General features: G+C 53.4%; 18 protein-coding genes. 7 read left to right on the top strand and 11 right to left on the bottom strand.

Annotation, left to right across the window (positions count from 1 at the left end; translation table 11 throughout):
• Positions 1-4: 4 nt before the first annotated feature.
• The gene (locus FCH32_RS04705; RefSeq protein ID WP_174360578.1) at positions 5-1,087 is read left to right on the top strand and encodes a hypothetical protein; all 1,083 of its coding nucleotides are present in this window, start codon (positions 5-7) and stop codon (positions 1,085-1,087) included.
• A 100-nt stretch (positions 1,088-1,187) separates the two neighbouring features.
• Here FCH32_RS04705 and thiI read toward each other — a convergent pair whose 3' ends face one another.
• On the bottom strand, positions 1,188-2,636 hold the full coding sequence (thiI, locus tag FCH32_RS04700) for a tRNA uracil 4-sulfurtransferase ThiI (protein WP_135912466.1): 1,449 nt from the start codon (positions 2,634-2,636) through the stop codon (positions 1,188-1,190).
• A gap of 194 nt (positions 2,637-2,830) precedes the next feature.
• On the opposite strand from thiI, the gene xseB reads away from it, so the two are divergent.
• Genes xseB through FCH32_RS04680 form a run of 4 tightly spaced genes read left to right on the top strand, consistent with a single transcriptional unit; the run spans position 2,831 to position 6,890 of the window.
• The gene (gene xseB, locus FCH32_RS04695) at positions 2,831-3,073 is read left to right on the top strand and encodes an exodeoxyribonuclease VII small subunit (protein WP_096759458.1); all 243 of its coding nucleotides are present in this window, start codon (positions 2,831-2,833) and stop codon (positions 3,071-3,073) included.
• Complete coding sequence (ispA, locus tag FCH32_RS04690; RefSeq protein ID WP_115259240.1) at positions 3,074-3,973, top strand: (2E,6E)-farnesyl diphosphate synthase; 900 nt, start codon at positions 3,074-3,076, stop codon at positions 3,971-3,973. It abuts the gene before it with no gap.
• A gap of 24 nt (positions 3,974-3,997) precedes the next feature.
• Positions 3,998-5,860: a 1-deoxy-D-xylulose-5-phosphate synthase gene (gene dxs, locus FCH32_RS04685; RefSeq protein ID WP_115259241.1), complete on the top strand. Its 1,863-nt coding sequence runs from the start codon at positions 3,998-4,000 to the stop codon at positions 5,858-5,860.
• Between the two features lie 55 nt (positions 5,861-5,915).
• Positions 5,916-6,890: an aldo/keto reductase gene (locus FCH32_RS04680; protein WP_174360577.1), complete on the top strand. Its 975-nt coding sequence runs from the start codon at positions 5,916-5,918 to the stop codon at positions 6,888-6,890.
• 58 nt (positions 6,891-6,948) lie between these two features.
• Here FCH32_RS04680 and pgpA read toward each other — a convergent pair whose 3' ends face one another.
• The 6 genes from pgpA to nrdR all read right to left on the bottom strand — a co-directional run bounded on the left by pgpA (position 6,949) and on the right by nrdR (position 11,051).
• Positions 6,949-7,467 (bottom strand): phosphatidylglycerophosphatase A, encoded by a 519-nt coding sequence (gene pgpA / locus FCH32_RS04675; RefSeq protein ID WP_174360576.1) that lies wholly within the window; start codon positions 7,465-7,467, stop codon positions 6,949-6,951.
• The gene (gene thiL, locus FCH32_RS04670; RefSeq protein ID WP_137400414.1) at positions 7,445-8,422 is read right to left on the bottom strand and encodes a thiamine-phosphate kinase; all 978 of its coding nucleotides are present in this window, start codon (positions 8,420-8,422) and stop codon (positions 7,445-7,447) included. Before thiL ends, pgpA begins: the two co-directional genes overlap by 23 nt.
• A 76-nt stretch (positions 8,423-8,498) precedes the next feature.
• Positions 8,499-8,918, bottom strand: coding sequence for a transcription antitermination factor NusB (nusB, locus tag FCH32_RS04665; protein ID WP_096758086.1), 420 nt, complete (start codon positions 8,916-8,918; stop codon positions 8,499-8,501).
• A 19-nt stretch (positions 8,919-8,937) separates the two neighbouring features.
• On the bottom strand, positions 8,938-9,408 hold the full coding sequence (gene ribH / locus FCH32_RS04660; protein ID WP_003021575.1) for a 6,7-dimethyl-8-ribityllumazine synthase: 471 nt from the start codon (positions 9,406-9,408) through the stop codon (positions 8,938-8,940).
• 86 nt (positions 9,409-9,494) lie between these two features.
• On the bottom strand, positions 9,495-10,598 hold the full coding sequence (gene ribD / locus FCH32_RS04655; protein ID WP_174360575.1) for a bifunctional diaminohydroxyphosphoribosylaminopyrimidine deaminase/5-amino-6-(5-phosphoribosylamino)uracil reductase RibD: 1,104 nt from the start codon (positions 10,596-10,598) through the stop codon (positions 9,495-9,497).
• A gap of 3 nt (positions 10,599-10,601) precedes the next feature.
• Positions 10,602-11,051, bottom strand: coding sequence for a transcriptional regulator NrdR (gene nrdR / locus FCH32_RS04650; RefSeq protein WP_096758088.1), 450 nt, complete (start codon positions 11,049-11,051; stop codon positions 10,602-10,604).
• Positions 11,052-11,205: 154 nt separating this feature from the next.
• On the opposite strand from nrdR, the gene FCH32_RS04645 reads away from it, so the two are divergent.
• Both FCH32_RS04645 and FCH32_RS04640 read left to right on the top strand, forming a co-directional pair.
• Complete coding sequence (locus FCH32_RS04645; RefSeq protein ID WP_117342111.1) at positions 11,206-11,745, top strand: SadB/YajI family lipoprotein; 540 nt, start codon at positions 11,206-11,208, stop codon at positions 11,743-11,745.
• Positions 11,746-12,043: 298 nt separating this feature from the next.
• Positions 12,044-12,922, top strand: a complete 879-nt coding sequence (locus FCH32_RS04640) for a nucleoside-specific channel-forming protein Tsx (protein ID WP_115259246.1) — start codon at positions 12,044-12,046, stop codon at positions 12,920-12,922.
• 174 nt (positions 12,923-13,096) lie between these two features.
• Here the strand turns inward: FCH32_RS04640 and secF are convergent, their stop codons facing one another.
• The 4 genes from secF to tgt are packed head-to-tail and all read right to left on the bottom strand — an operon-like array spanning position 13,097 to position 17,436.
• On the bottom strand, positions 13,097-14,068 hold the full coding sequence (secF, locus tag FCH32_RS04635) for a protein translocase subunit SecF (RefSeq protein WP_096758091.1): 972 nt from the start codon (positions 14,066-14,068) through the stop codon (positions 13,097-13,099).
• Between the two features lie 10 nt (positions 14,069-14,078).
• Positions 14,079-15,926, bottom strand: coding sequence for a protein translocase subunit SecD (secD, locus tag FCH32_RS04630; RefSeq protein WP_096758092.1), 1,848 nt, complete (start codon positions 15,924-15,926; stop codon positions 14,079-14,081).
• A 27-nt stretch (positions 15,927-15,953) separates the two neighbouring features.
• The gene (gene yajC / locus FCH32_RS04625) at positions 15,954-16,286 is read right to left on the bottom strand and encodes a preprotein translocase subunit YajC (protein ID WP_052283894.1); all 333 of its coding nucleotides are present in this window, start codon (positions 16,284-16,286) and stop codon (positions 15,954-15,956) included.
• A gap of 22 nt (positions 16,287-16,308) precedes the next feature.
• Positions 16,309-17,436, bottom strand: coding sequence for a tRNA guanosine(34) transglycosylase Tgt (tgt, locus tag FCH32_RS04620; RefSeq protein ID WP_096758093.1), 1,128 nt, complete (start codon positions 17,434-17,436; stop codon positions 16,309-16,311).
• Positions 17,437-17,457 lie beyond the last annotated feature (21 nt).

The raw sequence follows: 17,457 nt of genomic DNA, 5'->3' as shown, positions 1-17,457 counted from the left end.
CGTTATGAAAGGATATCTGAGCGGAGTGGTTTTACTGCTCCTTTCCAGCACCACCGCCGCAACCCAGCTTGAAATTAAGAGCCTTGAGTACCGTTATCCCAATAGCACTGAAATGCAGTATCGCGTGCCATGGTTTTCCTCAACGGATAACCCGCAGGTTGCAAAACGCATTAACGATTATATTTTCGCAAGCTTCATCAATCGGTTACCAGGGAATAACCCGCAGGCGACAGTGAATCAGTTTGCGAAATCAGAGATGAATGCCACCGCCAACCTTGACTACACGGTCGAGTATCGCGACGCCAACGTGCTGACCCTGAATATGTTTGCCGAAGGCTGCGGGGCCTATTGCGAGTCGTATAACGTGCCGATGAGCTTCGATTTAGCCAATGGCGCGGCAATTACCCTTAACGATCTCTTTTCTCGCGCCACGATGGCCGAATTAAATACCCGCATCAGAAAAGATATCCGCAGCCAAATTGATACCTTTGTTGCCGCACAGAAATCACAAAAGTCGGAGCCAATAAAAGAGGAAGACGGTGAAGATTTGGGCTATGACGACTTCTACGCCTCATGCGCCACCTACACCGAGGGGTTGTACTACATCGACAAATTCTCCCTGCAAAAAGATCATCTGGCTTTCCTGAACGGACGCTGTAGCAACCACGCCAACCGCGCGGGTGATGAACTGGGCGATTTCACAACAAAAATCCCGACCGCAGATCTGCATAATCAGTTCACGCCATACGGCCAGTATCTGACAGGCGCAAAGGGTACAACACCGGTTGAGCCCGCGCCCGGCATCGACGGCAAGGTGATGTACGGCACGCTGGGAAAAAGCCTGCGTATTGTGTTGAAGGTGGACTGCAAATACGGTGATTATTTTGAAGGGGCTTACTTCTACCAGAAATTTGGCGCACCGATTGAATTAACCGGCAAGTGCGACACCGCCAACAATCAACATTATGAACTGAAGACCTCTGACGCAGAACAGGCGCAAGAGAAGATGACGCTGGAATTGAAAGACGGTGTCTATCAGGGCGTCTGGGAGTCGAACGGGAAGACGCTTCCCGTGCGTTTTGAATAATATCGTGATATTGCCGGATGGCGGTGTAAACACCTTATCAGGCCTACAAAGACGTACAGTTTGTAGGCCTGATAAGCGCAGCGCCATCAGGCAGAAGTCACTACGGGCGATACACCTTCACGTTTGCAAAACCCTGCTCGCGCAGATACAGCGCCTGCAGGCGGCTCATCACACCGCGTTCACACCACAGCAGCCAGGTTTTATTCTGGTCCAAATCGCCAAAGTGGGTGCTCAGCTTGTAGAACGGCAGCGAAACCACGTCCACGCCTTCCACTTTCAGCGGCTTATCATCCTGTTCATCCACAGAGCGGATGTCCAGAATCACGTCGTTGGGGCCAAAACCGCTCACGGTTTCAACTTCCACCACGGCCTGCTCGGTCTGCTGAGCGATATCGCGGATATCGATATTATTGGCTTCTTCCACCACTTTATCGAGGATGGCAAAATCGAAGTTTTGTTCTTCGGCTTCAATCTTCGCTTTAATGGCTTTTACCGTCGGGCTTTTTGAGATAACACCGCAGTATTCCGGCATGGTACGAGCAAAGTCTTCGGTACCAATTTCACGCGCAAGATTAATGATGTGTTCTTTATCGTGCGAGATCAGCGGACGCAGGATCAGCGTGTCGGAGACGTTGTCGATCAAACGCAGGTTAGTCAGCGTCTGGCTGGATACCTGCCCAAGCGCTTCACCGGTCACCAGCGCCTGGACGCCGTAGCGCTCGGCCACTTTAGACGCCGCGCGAACCATCATGCGCTTGAGGACCACGCCCATCTGGCCATCGTCAACTTTCTCGAGGATCTCACCCACCACCGGTTCAAAGTTGATGGCGACAAAACGTACGCGATGCGAACTCCCGAAGCGGTTCCACAGGTAATGCGCCACCTGACGAACACCGATTTCGTGCGCCGCACCACCGAGGTTAAAGAAGCAGTAGTGCACGCGGCAGCCGCGACGCATCAGCATATAGCTGGAAACGCCAGAGTCAAAACCGCCGGAAATCAGCGACAGTACGTCTTCCTGGGTGCCAATCGGATAGCCGCCAATACCTTCGTAGCGACCTTTCACCAGCAGCAGTCGGTCGTTTTCGATTTCAAGATTGACGGTCACATCAGGTTTGGTCAGCTTCACGCGCGCGGATTCAATATGTTGATTCAGCCCACCGCCAACATAACGTTCCACTTCAATGGAGCTAAACTCATGCTTACCACGGCGCTTCACGCGCACGCAGAAGGTTTTGCCTTCCAGTTGATCGCGGTACTGCACCAGCGCTTTCTCGAAGATATCGTGCATATCGGTAAACGGCACGTCTTCCACTTCGAGAATATGGTGGATACCCGGAATGCGGGTCAGCGCGTCACGAATATCCAGACGCTGGGTTTCATCTTTGGCGCGAACCTCAACATGGTCCCAGTGGCGGACGACAGCAAGGTCTTCATCATAGTGTTTTAAAACGTTACGGATGTTCCCTGTCAGAATTTTTATAAAGCGCAAACGCACAGATTGGCTTTTGATGGTGATTTCTGGGAACAATTTAATGATAAACTTCATGGCGGCAATGGTTCTTTGGCAAGCATCAAAGGCTTGTATTGGGGAATAATACAGCAGCCCATACCTGCGGCTGCATCCAGGCGCGGAAGTATACCACTACGCGAGCTTCCTGTGCACATTGCGCATTATTTGATAATTGCCCGAAGTCCGTTACCATGGCTTGGGCTGAAAATATTGAGAGTCAGACATTCATTATGCCGAAGAAAAATGAAGCGCCCGCCAGCTTTGAAACAGCGCTGAGCGAGCTGGAACAGATTGTTACCCGTCTGGAAAGCGGCGACCTGCCGCTGGAAGAGGCGCTGAACGAATTCGAACGTGGCGTACAGCTGGCGCGTCAGGGACAGGTTAAGTTGCAACAGGCTGAACAGCGCGTGCAAATCCTGCTGTCTGAGACGGAAGATGCCGCCCTCACGCCTTTTACACCGGATAATGAGTAAATGGATTTTACGCAGCAGCTACAGGCTTGCGTTGAGCAGGCCAACCAGGCACTGAGCCGTTTTATCGCGCCATTGCCCTTTCAGAACACTCCCGTGGTCGAGACCATGCAGTATGGCGCATTATTAGGCGGTAAACGTCTGCGCCCATTCCTGGTATACGCAACCGGTCAGATGTTTGGCGTCAGCCTGAGTACGCTCGACGCTCCCGCCGCGGCGGTTGAGTGCATCCATGCTTATTCGCTGATGCACGATGATTTACCCGCGATGGACGACGACGATCTGCGACGCGGCCTGCCGACCTGCCACGTTAAGTTTGGCGAGGCGAATGCGATTTTAGCGGGTGATGCGCTGCAAACGCTGGCGTTTTCCATTATCAGTGACGCCCCCATGCCGGAGGTCGCCGACCGTGACCGCATCGCCATGATCTCTGAACTGGCTCAGGCCAGCGGTATTGCCGGCATGTGCGGCGGTCAGGCGCTGGATCTGGCGGCTGAAGGCCTCCAGGTTGAGCTGGAGGCGCTGGAGAAAATCCATCGCCATAAAACCGGGGCCTTGATTCGCGCCGCCGTGCGTCTGGGGGCATTAAGTGCCGGAGACCAAGGCCGAAACGTCCTGCCGATACTCGACAAGTACGCCGAAAGCATCGGTCTGGCGTTCCAGGTTCAGGATGACATACTGGATGTGGTAGGCGATACTGCAACATTGGGTAAACGTCAGGGTGCCGACCAGCAGCTTGGCAAAAGTACCTATCCTGCACTTCTGGGTCTTGAGCAAGCCCGGAATAAAGCCCGGGATTTAATCGAGGATGCCCGCCAGTCACTCAGTCTGCTGGCCGCACAGTCACTCGATACCTCGGCACTGGAAGCGCTAGCGGACTACATAATCCAGCGTGATAAATAAACCAACATATCCGATGAGCTTGCGATGAGTTTTGATATAGCCAAATACCCGACCCTGGCGCTGGTCGACTCCACCCAGGAGTTACGCCTGCTGCCAAAAGAGAGCCTGCCCAAGCTTTGCGACGAACTGCGCCGCTATTTGCTCGACAGCGTGAGCCGTTCCAGCGGGCATTTTGCCTCCGGTCTGGGCACGGTGGAGCTGACCGTCGCGCTGCACTACGTCTACAACACCCCGTTTGACCAGTTAATCTGGGATGTGGGACATCAGGCGTACCCGCACAAAATTCTGACGGGGCGCCGCGATAAAATCGGCACCATCCGCCAAAAAGGTGGCCTGCATCCGTTCCCCTGGCGTGGCGAGAGCGAGTATGACGTTTTAAGCGTCGGACACTCCTCCACCTCCATCAGCGCCGGTATTGGCATTGCGGTTGCCGCCGAGAAAGAAGGCAAAGAGCGCCGTACCGTTTGCGTGATTGGCGACGGTGCCATCACTGCCGGCATGGCGTTTGAAGCCATGAACCACGCGGGCGATATTAAGCCCGACATGCTGGTTATCCTGAACGACAACGAAATGTCGATTTCAGAAAACGTCGGCGCGCTGAACAACCACCTGGCACAACTGCTCTCCGGCAAACTGTATTCCTCATTGCGTGAAGGCGGGAAGAAAGTCTTCTCCGGCGTGCCGCCGATAAAAGAGCTGCTTAAACGTACCGAAGAACACATTAAAGGCATGGTAGTGCCGGGTACGCTGTTTGAAGAATTGGGCTTTAACTACATCGGCCCGGTAGACGGTCACGACGTGCTGGGACTGATCACCACGCTGAAGAACATGCGCGACCTGAAAGGCCCGCAGTTCCTGCACATCATGACCAAAAAAGGTCGTGGCTATGAGCCTGCAGAAAAAGATCCAATCACGTTCCATGCGGTACCCAAATTCGATCCGTCCAGCGGATGTCTGCCGAAAAGCAGCGGCGGCCTGCCGAGCTACTCCAAAATCTTCGGCGACTGGCTGTGCGAAACGGCGGCCAAAGACAACAAGCTGATGGCGATTACCCCGGCCATGCGCGAAGGCTCCGGTATGGTGGAGTTTTCACGTAAATTCCCGGACCGCTACTTCGACGTGGCGATTGCCGAGCAGCACGCGGTCACCTTTGCTGCCGGACTGGCAATTGGCGGCTATAAGCCGGTGGTCGCGATTTATTCCACCTTCCTGCAACGCGCCTACGATCAGGTGCTGCATGATGTCGCCATTCAGAAACTGCCGGTCCTGTTCGCCGTGGATCGCGCGGGGATCGTGGGCGCAGATGGACAAACCCACCAGGGCGCGTTCGATCTTTCTTTCCTGCGCTGCATCCCGGAGATGGTCATTATGACCCCGAGCGATGAAAACGAATGCCGCCAGATGCTGTTTACCGGTTATCACTACACTAACGGCCCGGCCGTGGTGCGCTACCCGCGCGGTAATGCGGTTGGTGTTGAGCTGACACCGCTGGAAAAATTACCTATTGGTAAAGGCATCGTGAAGCGTCACGGGACAAAAGTGGCAATCCTTAACTTCGGCACCCTGATGCCAGAAGCCGCTCAGGTTGCGGAATCGCTGAACGCCACGTTGGTCGATATGCGCTTTGTCAAACCACTGGACGAAACGTTGATTCTGGAGATGGCGGCCCGTCACGAGGTGCTGGTTACGCTGGAAGAAAACGCCATTATGGGCGGCGCGGGCAGCGGTGTAAACGAAGTGCTGATGGCGCATCGTAAGCCGGTTCCGGTGCTTAACATTGGTCTGCCTGACTTCTTCATCCCACAGGGGACACAGGACGAAGCGCGCGCCGATCTCGGTCTTGATGCCGCCGGCATTGAGGCCAAAATCAAGGCCTGGCTGGCATAATCCCCTCCCCGCTCCTGCTATGCTTAATGATTAACACGCTAAGCAGGAGCGGAATATGCAATACAACCTCTTAGGAAAAACTGACCTTCGGGTTTCTCGCCTTTGTCTGGGCTGCATGACGTTTGGCGAACCCAATCGCGGCAACCACGCCTGGACGCTGCCGGAAGAAAGCAGTCGCCCAATTATCAAATATGCTCTTGAAGGCGGTATTAACTTTTTTGATACTGCCAATAGTTACTCCGCTGGCAGCAGCGAAGAAATTGTCGGTCGCGCCCTGCGTGACTTCGCCCACCGCGACGAGGTGGTGGTCGCCACAAAAGTATTTCACCAGGTGGATGATTTAGCGGAAGGGTTATCCCGGGCGCAAATCCTGCGTTCTATCGACGACAGCCTGACTCGCCTTGGCATGGACTATGTCGATATCCTGCAAATTCACCGCTGGGATTACAACACGCCTATCGAAGAAACCCTGGAAGCGCTCAACGACGTGGTGAAGTCCGGCAAAGCACGCTATATCGGCGCCTCTTCGATGCACGCCTCCCAGTTTGCGCAGGCGCTGGCCTTGCAGAAACAACACGGCTGGGCGCAATTTGTCAGCATGCAGGATCACTACAACCTTATCTACCGTGAAGAAGAACGCGACATGCTGCCGCTGTGCTACCAGGAAGGCGTGGCGGTGATCCCGTGGAGCCCACTGGCGCGGGGACGTCTGACGCGCCCCTGGGGTGAAACGACCGCGCGCGTTGTGTCGGATGAAGTCGGCAAAAATCTGTACCGCGAGAGCGATGAAAACGACGCGACAATAGCGGAACGGTTAACCGGGGTGAGTGAGGAAATCGGCGCTTCGCGCGCGCAGGTAGCGCTGGCGTGGCTGCTGAGCAAACCGGGCGTCGCTGCGCCCATAATTGGCGCCTCGCGCGAAGAACAGCTGGATGAGTTGCTCAACGCGGTCGATTTAACGCTAAAACCGGAACAGGTTGCCGAACTGGAAATGCCGTACAAACAGCATCCGGTGGTGGGATTTAAATAATCTGGTATTGCCCGATGGCGCTGCGCTTATCGGGCCTACAACATAACCCAGGGAAGGATTAAATAATGCCAAGCGGCCAGTGATGCCCGATAAAATAGAGGATCCCTGCGGAAAATATCCCCGCCACAATATCGTCGATCATAATCCCCGTACCGCCATGCACGTTACGATCGAACCAGCGGATCGGCCAGGGCTTCCACATATCCAGAATGCGGAAAATCACAAATCCGGCGGCGACCCACTGCCAGTCGAGTGTCGGCAGAGCCATCAGGGTTATCCACATCCCGACAAACTCATCCCAGACGATACTGCCGTGATCGTGTACACCCATATCTTTCGCCGTTTGATGGCACAGATAGACACCGATACAAATAGCCAGCATGACGACCAGTGAATACAGCTGCCACGGCAGAAACGTCATCAAATACCAAAATGGGATCGCCGCCAGCGATCCCATGGTACCGGGTATAATTGGACTTAATCCGCTGCCGAATCCGGTGGCCAACAGGTGCCACGGATTACGCATACTCAAACGGCTTTTTGCGACATCTTTTTTAAGGCGCAGCAAAATGGTCATATCCTTTCCAGTCAAACGTGACAGGCTTACCGTCACGCGTAAAGTGCATCCCTTCCACGTCCGCACTCATCTGCCCAATGCAGGTAAATGATACGCCAAGATGCCCCAGCGCGACGTCCAGTGCACCACGGTTTATTTCCGGTACGGTAAAGCATAACTCATAATCTTCACCACCTGAGAGCGCCCAGCGCAGCGCCTGCTCCGGCTCAACGTGCTGAGATAATGCCGTGGAATACGGTAACGCATCGACATTAACGCGTGCGCCGCAGCCGCTGGCATTAACGATATGTCCAAGATCGGAAATCAGACCGTCGGAAAGATCGATAGCCGCACTGGCCAGGTCGCGCAGGGCCTGCCCCTGTAAAATTCTCGGCGTGGGACGCAGGTGACGTTTAAGCAGATACTCCGCGTCTTTGGCATCTGTTACCTGCAATCGGTTTTGCAGAATAGCCAAACCGGCAGCGCTGTCGCCCGGCGTACCGGTAACGTAAATCCAGTCACCCGGCTTCGCACCCGAGCGTTTTAAGGCTCGCCCGACCGGGACGTAGCCATGGATACCCAACGTCATCGACAGTGGCCCACGCGTGGTATCACCGCCAATCAGCTGCATATCATAGTAATTAAGGAGTTCAAACAGGCTGTCACTGAAGGCTTCGAGCCAGGATTCATCAACGTCAGGTAACGTGAGCGCCAGCGTCAGCCATGCCGGGTCAGCTCCCATCGCCGCCAGATCGCTTAAATTAACCGCCAGCGCTTTCCAGGCCAGGTCCGTTGGATCAATATCGGGAAGGAAGTGATTGCCTGCCACCAGCGTGTCGGTGCTGATCGCCAGCGTTTGTTTTTCAGGGATGTTCAGGAGTGCGCAATCGTCACCAATGCCGGTTTCGACGTCAAGACGAGAGCTTCTAACACGGTCAAAATAACGGGCAATCAGGGAGAATTCGCCACATGCCATACGTTATGCCTCAGCAGGAAAAAAGAAAAGGCCGGCGACAGCGGAAATAGATTCCGCCATCCTGCCGGCCTGGCGATCACTTTTTGTTGGGGCGAATCGCAGGTGCTGCTTTATCCAGTACGCCGTTGACGAACTTGTGGCTATCTTCGGCACCGAAGGTTTTCGCCAGTTCAATCGCTTCGTTGATGGCCACTTTATACGGCACATCACTACGTTTAGACAGTTCAAACAGTGCAATACGCAGTACGGCTTTCTCTACCTGACCCAGCTCTTCCAGCAGACGAGACAGGTAAGGCTTCATCAGGCCATCCAGGTACGCGCTGTTAGTCGCCACCCCGGACAGCAGTTCACGAAAATACAGGACGTCGACATCTTTCACGTCCTGTTCCGCCAGGAACTGGTATTCAACATCAGAGATGTCGTTCTGGGACAACTGCCAGGAGTAGAGCGCCTGGACGGCACACTCACGGGCGCGGCGACGAGCAGCAGGTTTCACGGATTTCCCCTTACAAAAATCAGGCCTTAATGGCTTTCAATACATTAATCATTTCAAGCGCGGTCAGTGCAGCTTCTGCGCCTTTATTACCGGCTTTCGTGCCAGCACGTTCGATGGCTTGTTCAATACTTTCGGTGGTCAGAACACCGAAGGCTACCGGAATACCGCTGTCCTGAGCGACGTGCGCCAGGCCATTGCTTGCACCGCCAGCCACATATTCGAAGTGTGCGGTACCGCCACGGATAACTGTACCCAGCGCAATCACCGCGTCATATTTACCGGTTTTCGCCAGTGCATCAGCTGCCAGCGGCAGCTCATACGCGCCTGGAACCCAAACGACGGTAATGTTTTCATCTTTAACCTGGCCAATACGCTTCAGGGCGTCGATAGCACCTTCCAGCAGGCTGTCATTGATAAAGTTGTTGAAACGCGCAATGGTGATGGCGACGCGAGCGTCCGGAGTAGCAACGTTAGCTTCAATAATGTTCATATTCTTCCTTCGGATTCACTAGACCCCGCAGGGGGGCGGATTTTATCATAATAATCTGTGCGCTGCTTCCCTTTCGAACCGGGAGATCATGCGCTCACTAAATGCAGGCAAACGTCCGGACCTACATGGCGTATCTCGTTGAATTTGAAATGGGGGGCATCGGCCAGTTTCTCAAGGCCTGGCAGCACACATAATCCTCGCGCGTCACTGCCTAACAGTTTAGGCGCAACATAGACGATTAGCTCATCCACCACCCCGGCCTGCAATAATGCGCCTGCAAGCGTTGGGCCAGCCTCAACCCAAATGCTGTTAATTTGCTGCTTGCCCAGTTGCATCATCAACACCACCAGATCCAGATTGCCGTTATGCTCCGGCACATTCAGCGTGCGAACACTCTCCGGCCAGATACGCGAACCGTCGCTGCTGCGCGCAATCCAGGTTTCTCCCGGCTGCTGCACAATACGATGTTCAGGTGTGACCTGGTTTTGACGATCGAGAACAATGCGGATTGGCTGACGCAGGTTTTCCTGCGGATACAGCGCCTGGGTCGATTCATCAAGCTCCGACCAACGGACGGTAAGCTGGGGGTCGTCAGCCAGCACCGTGGCGCTGCTGGTTAAAATAGCATGGCTTTGCGCACGCAGGCGCTGAACGTCGCGACGTGCCTGTGGTGAGGTTATCCACTGGCTTTCGCCGCTGGCCATCGCCGTACGGCCGTCAAGCGATGCGCCGAGCTTAAGCTGAACATACGGAAATCCGGTGCGCATCCGCTTGAGAAAACCTTTATTCAGCTGTTCGACGTCGTTCATCATCATGCCGTGGCTGACATCAATACCGGCCTGCTGCAAGCGGTAAAGTCCACGCCCCGCCACCTGCGGGTTAGGATCCTGCATCGCAGCAACAACACGCGTCACGCCCGCAGCAATCAGCGCATCGCAGCACGGCGGCGTACGCCCGTGATGACTGCACGGTTCGAGCGTGACGTAGGCGGTTGCCCCCTGCGCTTTAACACCGGCCATACGCAGCGCATGGACCTCGGCATGGGGTTCGCCCGCGCGGTGATGGTATCCTTCACCGACGATTTCCCCGTCTTTAACAATGACACAGCCCACGTTGGGATTAGGGTGGGTCGTGAAACGTCCACGCGCGGCCAGCTTCAGCGCTCGCGCCATGTACAACTCATCCTGCATGGCTTAATCCTGTAGGCGAGCAATCTCTTCGCCAAATTCTTTGATATCTTCAAAGCTCCGGTAAACCGAAGCAAAACGGATGTAGGCCACTTTATCGAGCTTTTTCAGTTGCTCCATCACCAGATTACCGATCATTTTACTCGGCACCTCGCGCTCGCCCGTCCCACGCAGCTGTGATTTTATATGGTTTAACGCCATTTCGACGTCATCTGCGCTGACCGGCCGTTTCTCAAGCGCTCTCAGCATGCCGCTGCGCAGCTTCTCTTCATTAAAAGGCTCGCGCACGTCGTTGCTTTTTACAACGCGTGGCATAACCAGTTCTGCCACTTCAAAAGTGGTAAAACGTTCGTTACAGACCAGACACTGCCGACGGCGGCGTACTGAAGAGCCCTCGCCGACAAGACGAGAGTCAATTACCTTTGTGTCTACGGCGAAACAGAATGGGCAATGCATACGGCGTCCTGTACCTCAGTGGTTCATAGAGATCTATTTTACCCTGAACTGGCGCGACAACAAAGGCAGAGCGCTTTTGAGACAAAGGATCGATGCCTTCGTGCTCTGAGCACACTACCATTATGCTATCGCGACAATGTAGGAAGTAATCATAATGACAAGACGTTACCTAAGAATTCTCCTGGTGGGAAGCCTCTTTAGTCTTAATGCCTGCGCACAGCAAGCTGAAGTACGACAGATGCATCAAAGCGTAAGTACCTTGAGCAAAGAGATGACCCAGCTCAATCAGGAAACGGTAAAAATAACGCAACAAAATATGTTGAATGCGAAATCCACCCGCGGCGTCTATTTATTACCGGGTTCGAAAACCCCCGCCCGCCTGAACAGCCAGATTGGTACGCTCCGCATGTCACTGGTCAATATTGCACCGAATGCGGACGGTACGCGCCTGACGCTGCGCATTCAGGGAGAATCCAACACACCGTTACCGGCATTTAGCGCCACCGTAGAGTACGGGCAAATCCAGGGCACCACGGACAACTACCAGGAAGTGAACGTTAAGAATGAATTGATCAACGCTCCGGCAAGCCTTCTTGCCCCCAGTGACGTAGACATTCCGCTGCAGCTCAATGGCCTGTCACTTGACCAACTCGGCTTTGTACGCATCCATGACATCCAGCCTGTGACCCAATAAACTTTTTTGCGGAGCGTTTTGTGCGTTCCGCAACACCCATCCCCGTCATTTTGTTACTCCGCTGACATCACCGATATTTTTAGTAAAACTTGGCAACATTCATGGGAGTCAGTACAATTCGCCGCCTAAAGTACGCAAACGTGAACGCAATCGATTACGTAAATGATAGAACTGTGAAACAAGACATATTTTTGTGAACAATGATTTTTATAATAGGCTCCGAAGAATTACGAAATATTTAGAAACGCAAATTGCGCCTTTTTCACTCCCGAAAGGGATTTCAAACAGTGGCATACATATGAAAAAAACATTACTTGCAGCCGGTGCAGTGCTGGCGCTCTCCTCGTCTTTCACTGCTAATGCAGCAGAAAACAACAAACCGGAATACCTGTCCGACTGGTGGCACCAGAGCGTTAACGTTGTCGGCAGCTACCACACCCGTTTCGGACCGCAGATCCGTAACGATACCTACCTGGAATATGAAGCTTTCGCTAAAAAAGACTGGTTTGACTTCTATGGTTACATGGATGCGCCGGTATTCTTCGGTGGTAACACCGATGCGAAGGGTATCTGGAACCACGGCTCCCCGCTGTTTATGGAAATCGAACCACGTTTCTCCATCGACAAATTGACCGGTGCCGATCTGAGCTTTGGTCCGTTCAAAGAGTGGTATTTCGCCAACAACTATATCTACGATATGGGTCGTAACAAAGATGGTCGCCAGAGCACCTGGTATATGGGTCTGGGTACTGATATCGACACCGGCCTGCCGATGAGCCTGTCCATGAACGTGTACGCCAAGTACCAGTGGCAGAACTACGGTGCCGCGAACGAAAACGAATGGGATGGCTACCGTTTCAAAGTGAAATACTTTGTCCCGATTACCGAACTGTGGGGCGGTAACCTGAGCTATATCGGCTTCACCAACTTTGACTGGGGCTCCGATCTCGGTGACAAAGACTTCACCGATGTAAATGGCAAGAAAGCACGTACCAACGATTCGATCGCCTCCAGCCACATTCTGGCGCTGAACTACGATCATTGGCACTATTCTGTTGTTGCCCGTTACTGGCACAACGGCGGCCAGTGGAAAGATAACGCGGACGTGGTCTTTATGAACGAAAACGTTCGTTCTACCGGTTGGGGTGGTTACTTTGTTGTAGGTTACAACTTCTAAATTGAGGTTGGTTGTCGCCGGATGGCGCTATGCTTATCCGGCCCAGGTATACAAAAGCCAGCTTAATTGCTGGTTTTTTTGTCTAAAGAAAACCCATAGACAATTTGTAGGCTTTCTTCAGGCAAAAAAATCCCGACCTTGCGATCGGGATTCCAGTGTAACGCCCTGCGTCGGTTAAGGCAGAATAGACGGCTGATCCGCCCCTTCTTTCTCAACTTTCTGCTGCAGCATGTGCTCACGCTTCATACCCAGCTTCAGCGCCAGTGCCGATGCCACGTAGATAGACGACGCGGTACCGATGGACACACCGATAAGCATAGTCAGCGAGAAGCCTTCCAGTACCGGACCACCAAAGAGGTACAGCATCAGAATAACCACTAACGTTGTACCGGAGGTAATCAACGTACGGTGCAGCGTTTGGGTCAACGACACGTTAAAGATTTCATAAGGCGTCCCGCGGCGGATTTTGCGGAAGTTCTCACGAATACGGTCAGAAACCACGATGCTGTCGTTTAGCGAGTAACCGATAACCGACATCAACGATGCGACGATAGTCAGGTCAATCTCGATATGGAACAACGACAGGATCCCAAGCGTGATGATCACGTCGTGCGCCAGCGAGATAACCACGCCCGCCGCCAGTCGCCACTCAAAGCGGAAACCGACGTACACGAGGATGGAGATCAGCGCCACGATCAGCGCCATCGCACCGTTTTGTGCCAGATCGGCACCGACGCTAGGCCCGACGAATTCGATACGCTTCACCGCTGCATGCTGGTTGGTGGCTTCGTTAATGACGCTCAGCACCTTGCTACCCAGCACTTGCCCACCGTTTTCACCTTCGGTTGGCGGCATACGTACCATAATGTCGTGGCTGCTACCGAAGTTCTGCAGCAGCGGCTCAACGAAGCCCGCTTTCTCCAGCGCATCGCGCATCACGTCCATTTCCGCCGGTTTTTCCAGCGTGATTTCAATTACCGTACCACCGGTGAAATCGAGCCCCCAGTTAAAGCCACGTACGCCCATCACCACGATGGCCGCAATCAGCAGGAAACCAGAGATGCCGAAAGCCCAGTAGTCCCAGCGCATAAAGTCGATGACTTTACGGCCGTGGTTCAATTGTTCAACAGTATATTCCTGTGCCACTTCGCACTCCTCAGATTGACAGCTTTTTGACGCGCTTGCCGCCATACAACAGGTTTACGATGGCACGTGTCCCGACGATCGCGGTAAACATCGACGTCGCCACACCAATACCGGTAGTAATCGCGAACCCTTTAATTGCCCCGGTACCGACTGCATACAGGATCAGAACTTTAATCAGCGTCGTGATGTTCGCATCGAAGATGGAACTGAATGCGCCCGCATAACCTTCGTTGATCGCCTGCTGAATCGAACGTCCGTTACTCAACTCTTCTTTGATACGTTCGTTGATCAGTACGTTCGCATCGACCGCTACGGCAAGGGTTAAGACGATCCCCGCGATACCCGGCATACTTAGCGTAGCGCCCGGCAGCAGCGACATGATACCCACAATCAGTACCAGGTTCGCAATCAGCGCGCTGGTCGCAATCAGACCAAACTTCTTGTAGAAGAAGATCATAAACAGAATAGAAACAGCCAGACCAGCCAGACACGCTTCCAGACCCTGCTTGATGTTCTGCATACCCAGAGTCGGGCCGATGGTGCGTTCTTCAACAATCTGAATCGGCGCAATCAACGCACCGGCACGTAGCAGCAGTGAAAGCTGACGCGCTTCATTCGGGTTGTTGATACCGGTGATACGGAAGCTGTTGCCCAAGCGAGACTGGATGTTGGCGATGTTAATCACCTCTTCCTGTTTCACCAGCACTGAACGGCCATTCGCATCTTTTTTACCGCTGTCTTTGTACTCCACGAACAGGGTCGCCATCGGCTTACCGATGTTATCCTTGGTGAAGTTAGACATGATGTTACCACCCGCGCTATCCAGCGAGATGTTAACCTGCGGCTGATTGTATTCGTCCTGGCTGGAAGTGGAATCGGTGATATGGTCACCGGTCAGGATCACGCGTTTATACAGCACAACCGGCTGTCCTTCACGAGACTGTTTCACTTCCGAGTCACCCGGTACGCGCCCGGATGCCGCCGCAGACTGGTCCACGTTGGTGTTTACCAGACGGAACTCCAGCGTCGCCGTTGCGCCCAGAATCTCTTTCGCACGCGCGGTGTCCTGAATACCCGGCAGTTCGACCACGATGCGGTCGGCGCCCTGGCGTTGAACAACCGGCTCAGCGACACCCAGTTGGTTAACACGATTACGCAGAATATTGATGTTCTGCTGTACCGCGTACTCACGGGCTTCACTCAGACGTGCATCGGTCATCACTGCACGCAGCGCATTGCTGCCCTGGCTGGAAATAACCAGATCCTGATGACGCTTGCTCAGATAAGAGATCGCGTCGTCACGCGCCTTGCCATCACGGAAGGTGATGCTCAGACCGTAGTTATCTTCTTTACGAACGGTAGTATAAGGAATGCCTTTTTCACGCAGATCGCTGCGCAGGCTATCGATATTTTGTTCCTGCAGTTTACCCAGCGCGGTGTCCATATCCACTTCCATCAGGAAGTGAACGCCACCACGCAGATCAAGACCGAGTTTCATCGGTTCCGCGTGAATAGCAGCCAGCCAGCGAGGGGTTGCCGGAGCAAGGTTAAGCGCCACGACGTATTGATCACCCAGCACGCCCAGCAGCACTTCACGTGCGCGCAATTGGGTATCGGTGGAGTCGAAGCGCGCAAGAATAGCGCCCTCTTCCAGAGCCACAGACTTAGGTGTGATTTTTTCTTCTTGTAACGTTTTCTGGACCTGGATCAGCGTTTGCTCACTGGCGGCGGCACCGCGCACACCAGTGATTTGAACAGCCGGATCCTCACCATACAGGTTGGGAAGTGCGTAAAGCAGGCCGACGATAATCACGACGACCAGCATGATGTACTTCCACAAAGGATAACGGTTTAACACGGCAGTTCCCTTTGGGAAAACGGAATATTACAGCGCCTTCATGGTGCCTTTCGGCAGAACGGCAGCTACGAAGTCACGTTTGATAACCACTTCAGTGGTGTCGTTCAGTGCGATAGAGATGTAGCCAGTTTCCGCTACTTTGGTCACACGACCGACCAGGCCACCGTTCGTCAGGACTTCATCACCTTTGGCAATGGAGCTCATCAGATTTTTATGCTCTTTGGTACGCTTTTGCTGTGGACGCAGGATCATGAAGTAGAAAATCAGACCAAACACCACCAGCATCAGAATCAGAGACATCGGGCTGCCCTGCGCCGGAGCACCTGTTGCCGCTACCGCATCAGAAATAAAAAAGCTCATTCAAATTCCCTCATTATTAAAATTAATCAACGTTCACAGGTGGAACAGGTCGACCCTGACGTTGGTAAAAATCGGTTACGAAGCTCTCTAATTTACCCTCTTCAATAGCCTTGCGTAAACCCGCCATCAAGCGCTGGTAGTAGCGAAGGTTATGAATGGTATTGAGTCGCGCGCCCAATATTTCGTTGCAACGGTCAAGATGATGCAAGTAAGCGCGTGAATAATTGCGACAGGTGTAACAATCGCACTCAGCGTCGAGTGGACTGGTGTCGCTTTTATGTTTCGCGTTACGAATTTTTACCACGCCGTCAGTCACAAACAAATGGCCATTACGGGCATTTCGCGTTGGCATCACACAGTCAAACATATCGATACCACGACGCACGCCTTCAACCAGATCTTCTGGTTTGCCGACGCCCATCAAGTAACGAGGTTTATCTGCCGGAATTTGTGGGCAAACATGTTCCAGAATACGGTGCATGTCTTCTTTCGGTTCACCCACAGCCAAACCGCCGACAGCGTAGCCATCAAAGCCTATATCTACCAGACCTTTAACAGAGATATCACGTAAATCTTCGTAAACGCTGCCCTGAATGATGCCAAAAAGCGCATTTTTGTTGCCGAGGCTATCAAAACGGTCACGGCTACGCTGTGCCCAACGCAATGACATCTCCATCGAGCGTTTAGCATAGTCCCAGTCAGCCGGGTACGGTGTACATTCGTCGAAAATCATCACGATATCGGAACCGAGATCGTATTGAATCTCCATCGATTTCTCAGGATCGAGGAAAATCGGATCGCCGTTGATCGGGTTGCGGAAATGTACACCCTGCTCGGTAATCTTACGGATATCGCCCAGGCTGAATACCTGGAAACCGCCAGAATCGGTGAGGATCGGTCCTTTCCACTGCATGAAGTCATGCAAATCGCCATGCAGCTTCATGATTTCCTGTCCTGGGCGCAGCCACAGGTGGAACGTGTTGCCGAGAATAATTTGTGCGCCGGTCGCTTCAACTTCTTCCGGCGTCATACCTTTCACCGTACCGTAGGTACCGACAGGCATAAAAGCAGGCGTTTCCACTACGCCACGATCAAAAACAAGGCGTCCGCGGCGAGCGCGACCGTCTGTGGTATCCAGTTCAAATTTCATCTTAACTCCTGCGTCAGAAAA

This window comes from Citrobacter gillenii (assembly GCF_013337685.1).
Taxonomy (GTDB): Bacteria; Pseudomonadota; Gammaproteobacteria; order Enterobacterales; family Enterobacteriaceae; genus Citrobacter; species Citrobacter gillenii.
Note: the sequence above shows the minus strand (reverse complement) of the source record. Positions and strands in the feature narration are given on the sequence as shown.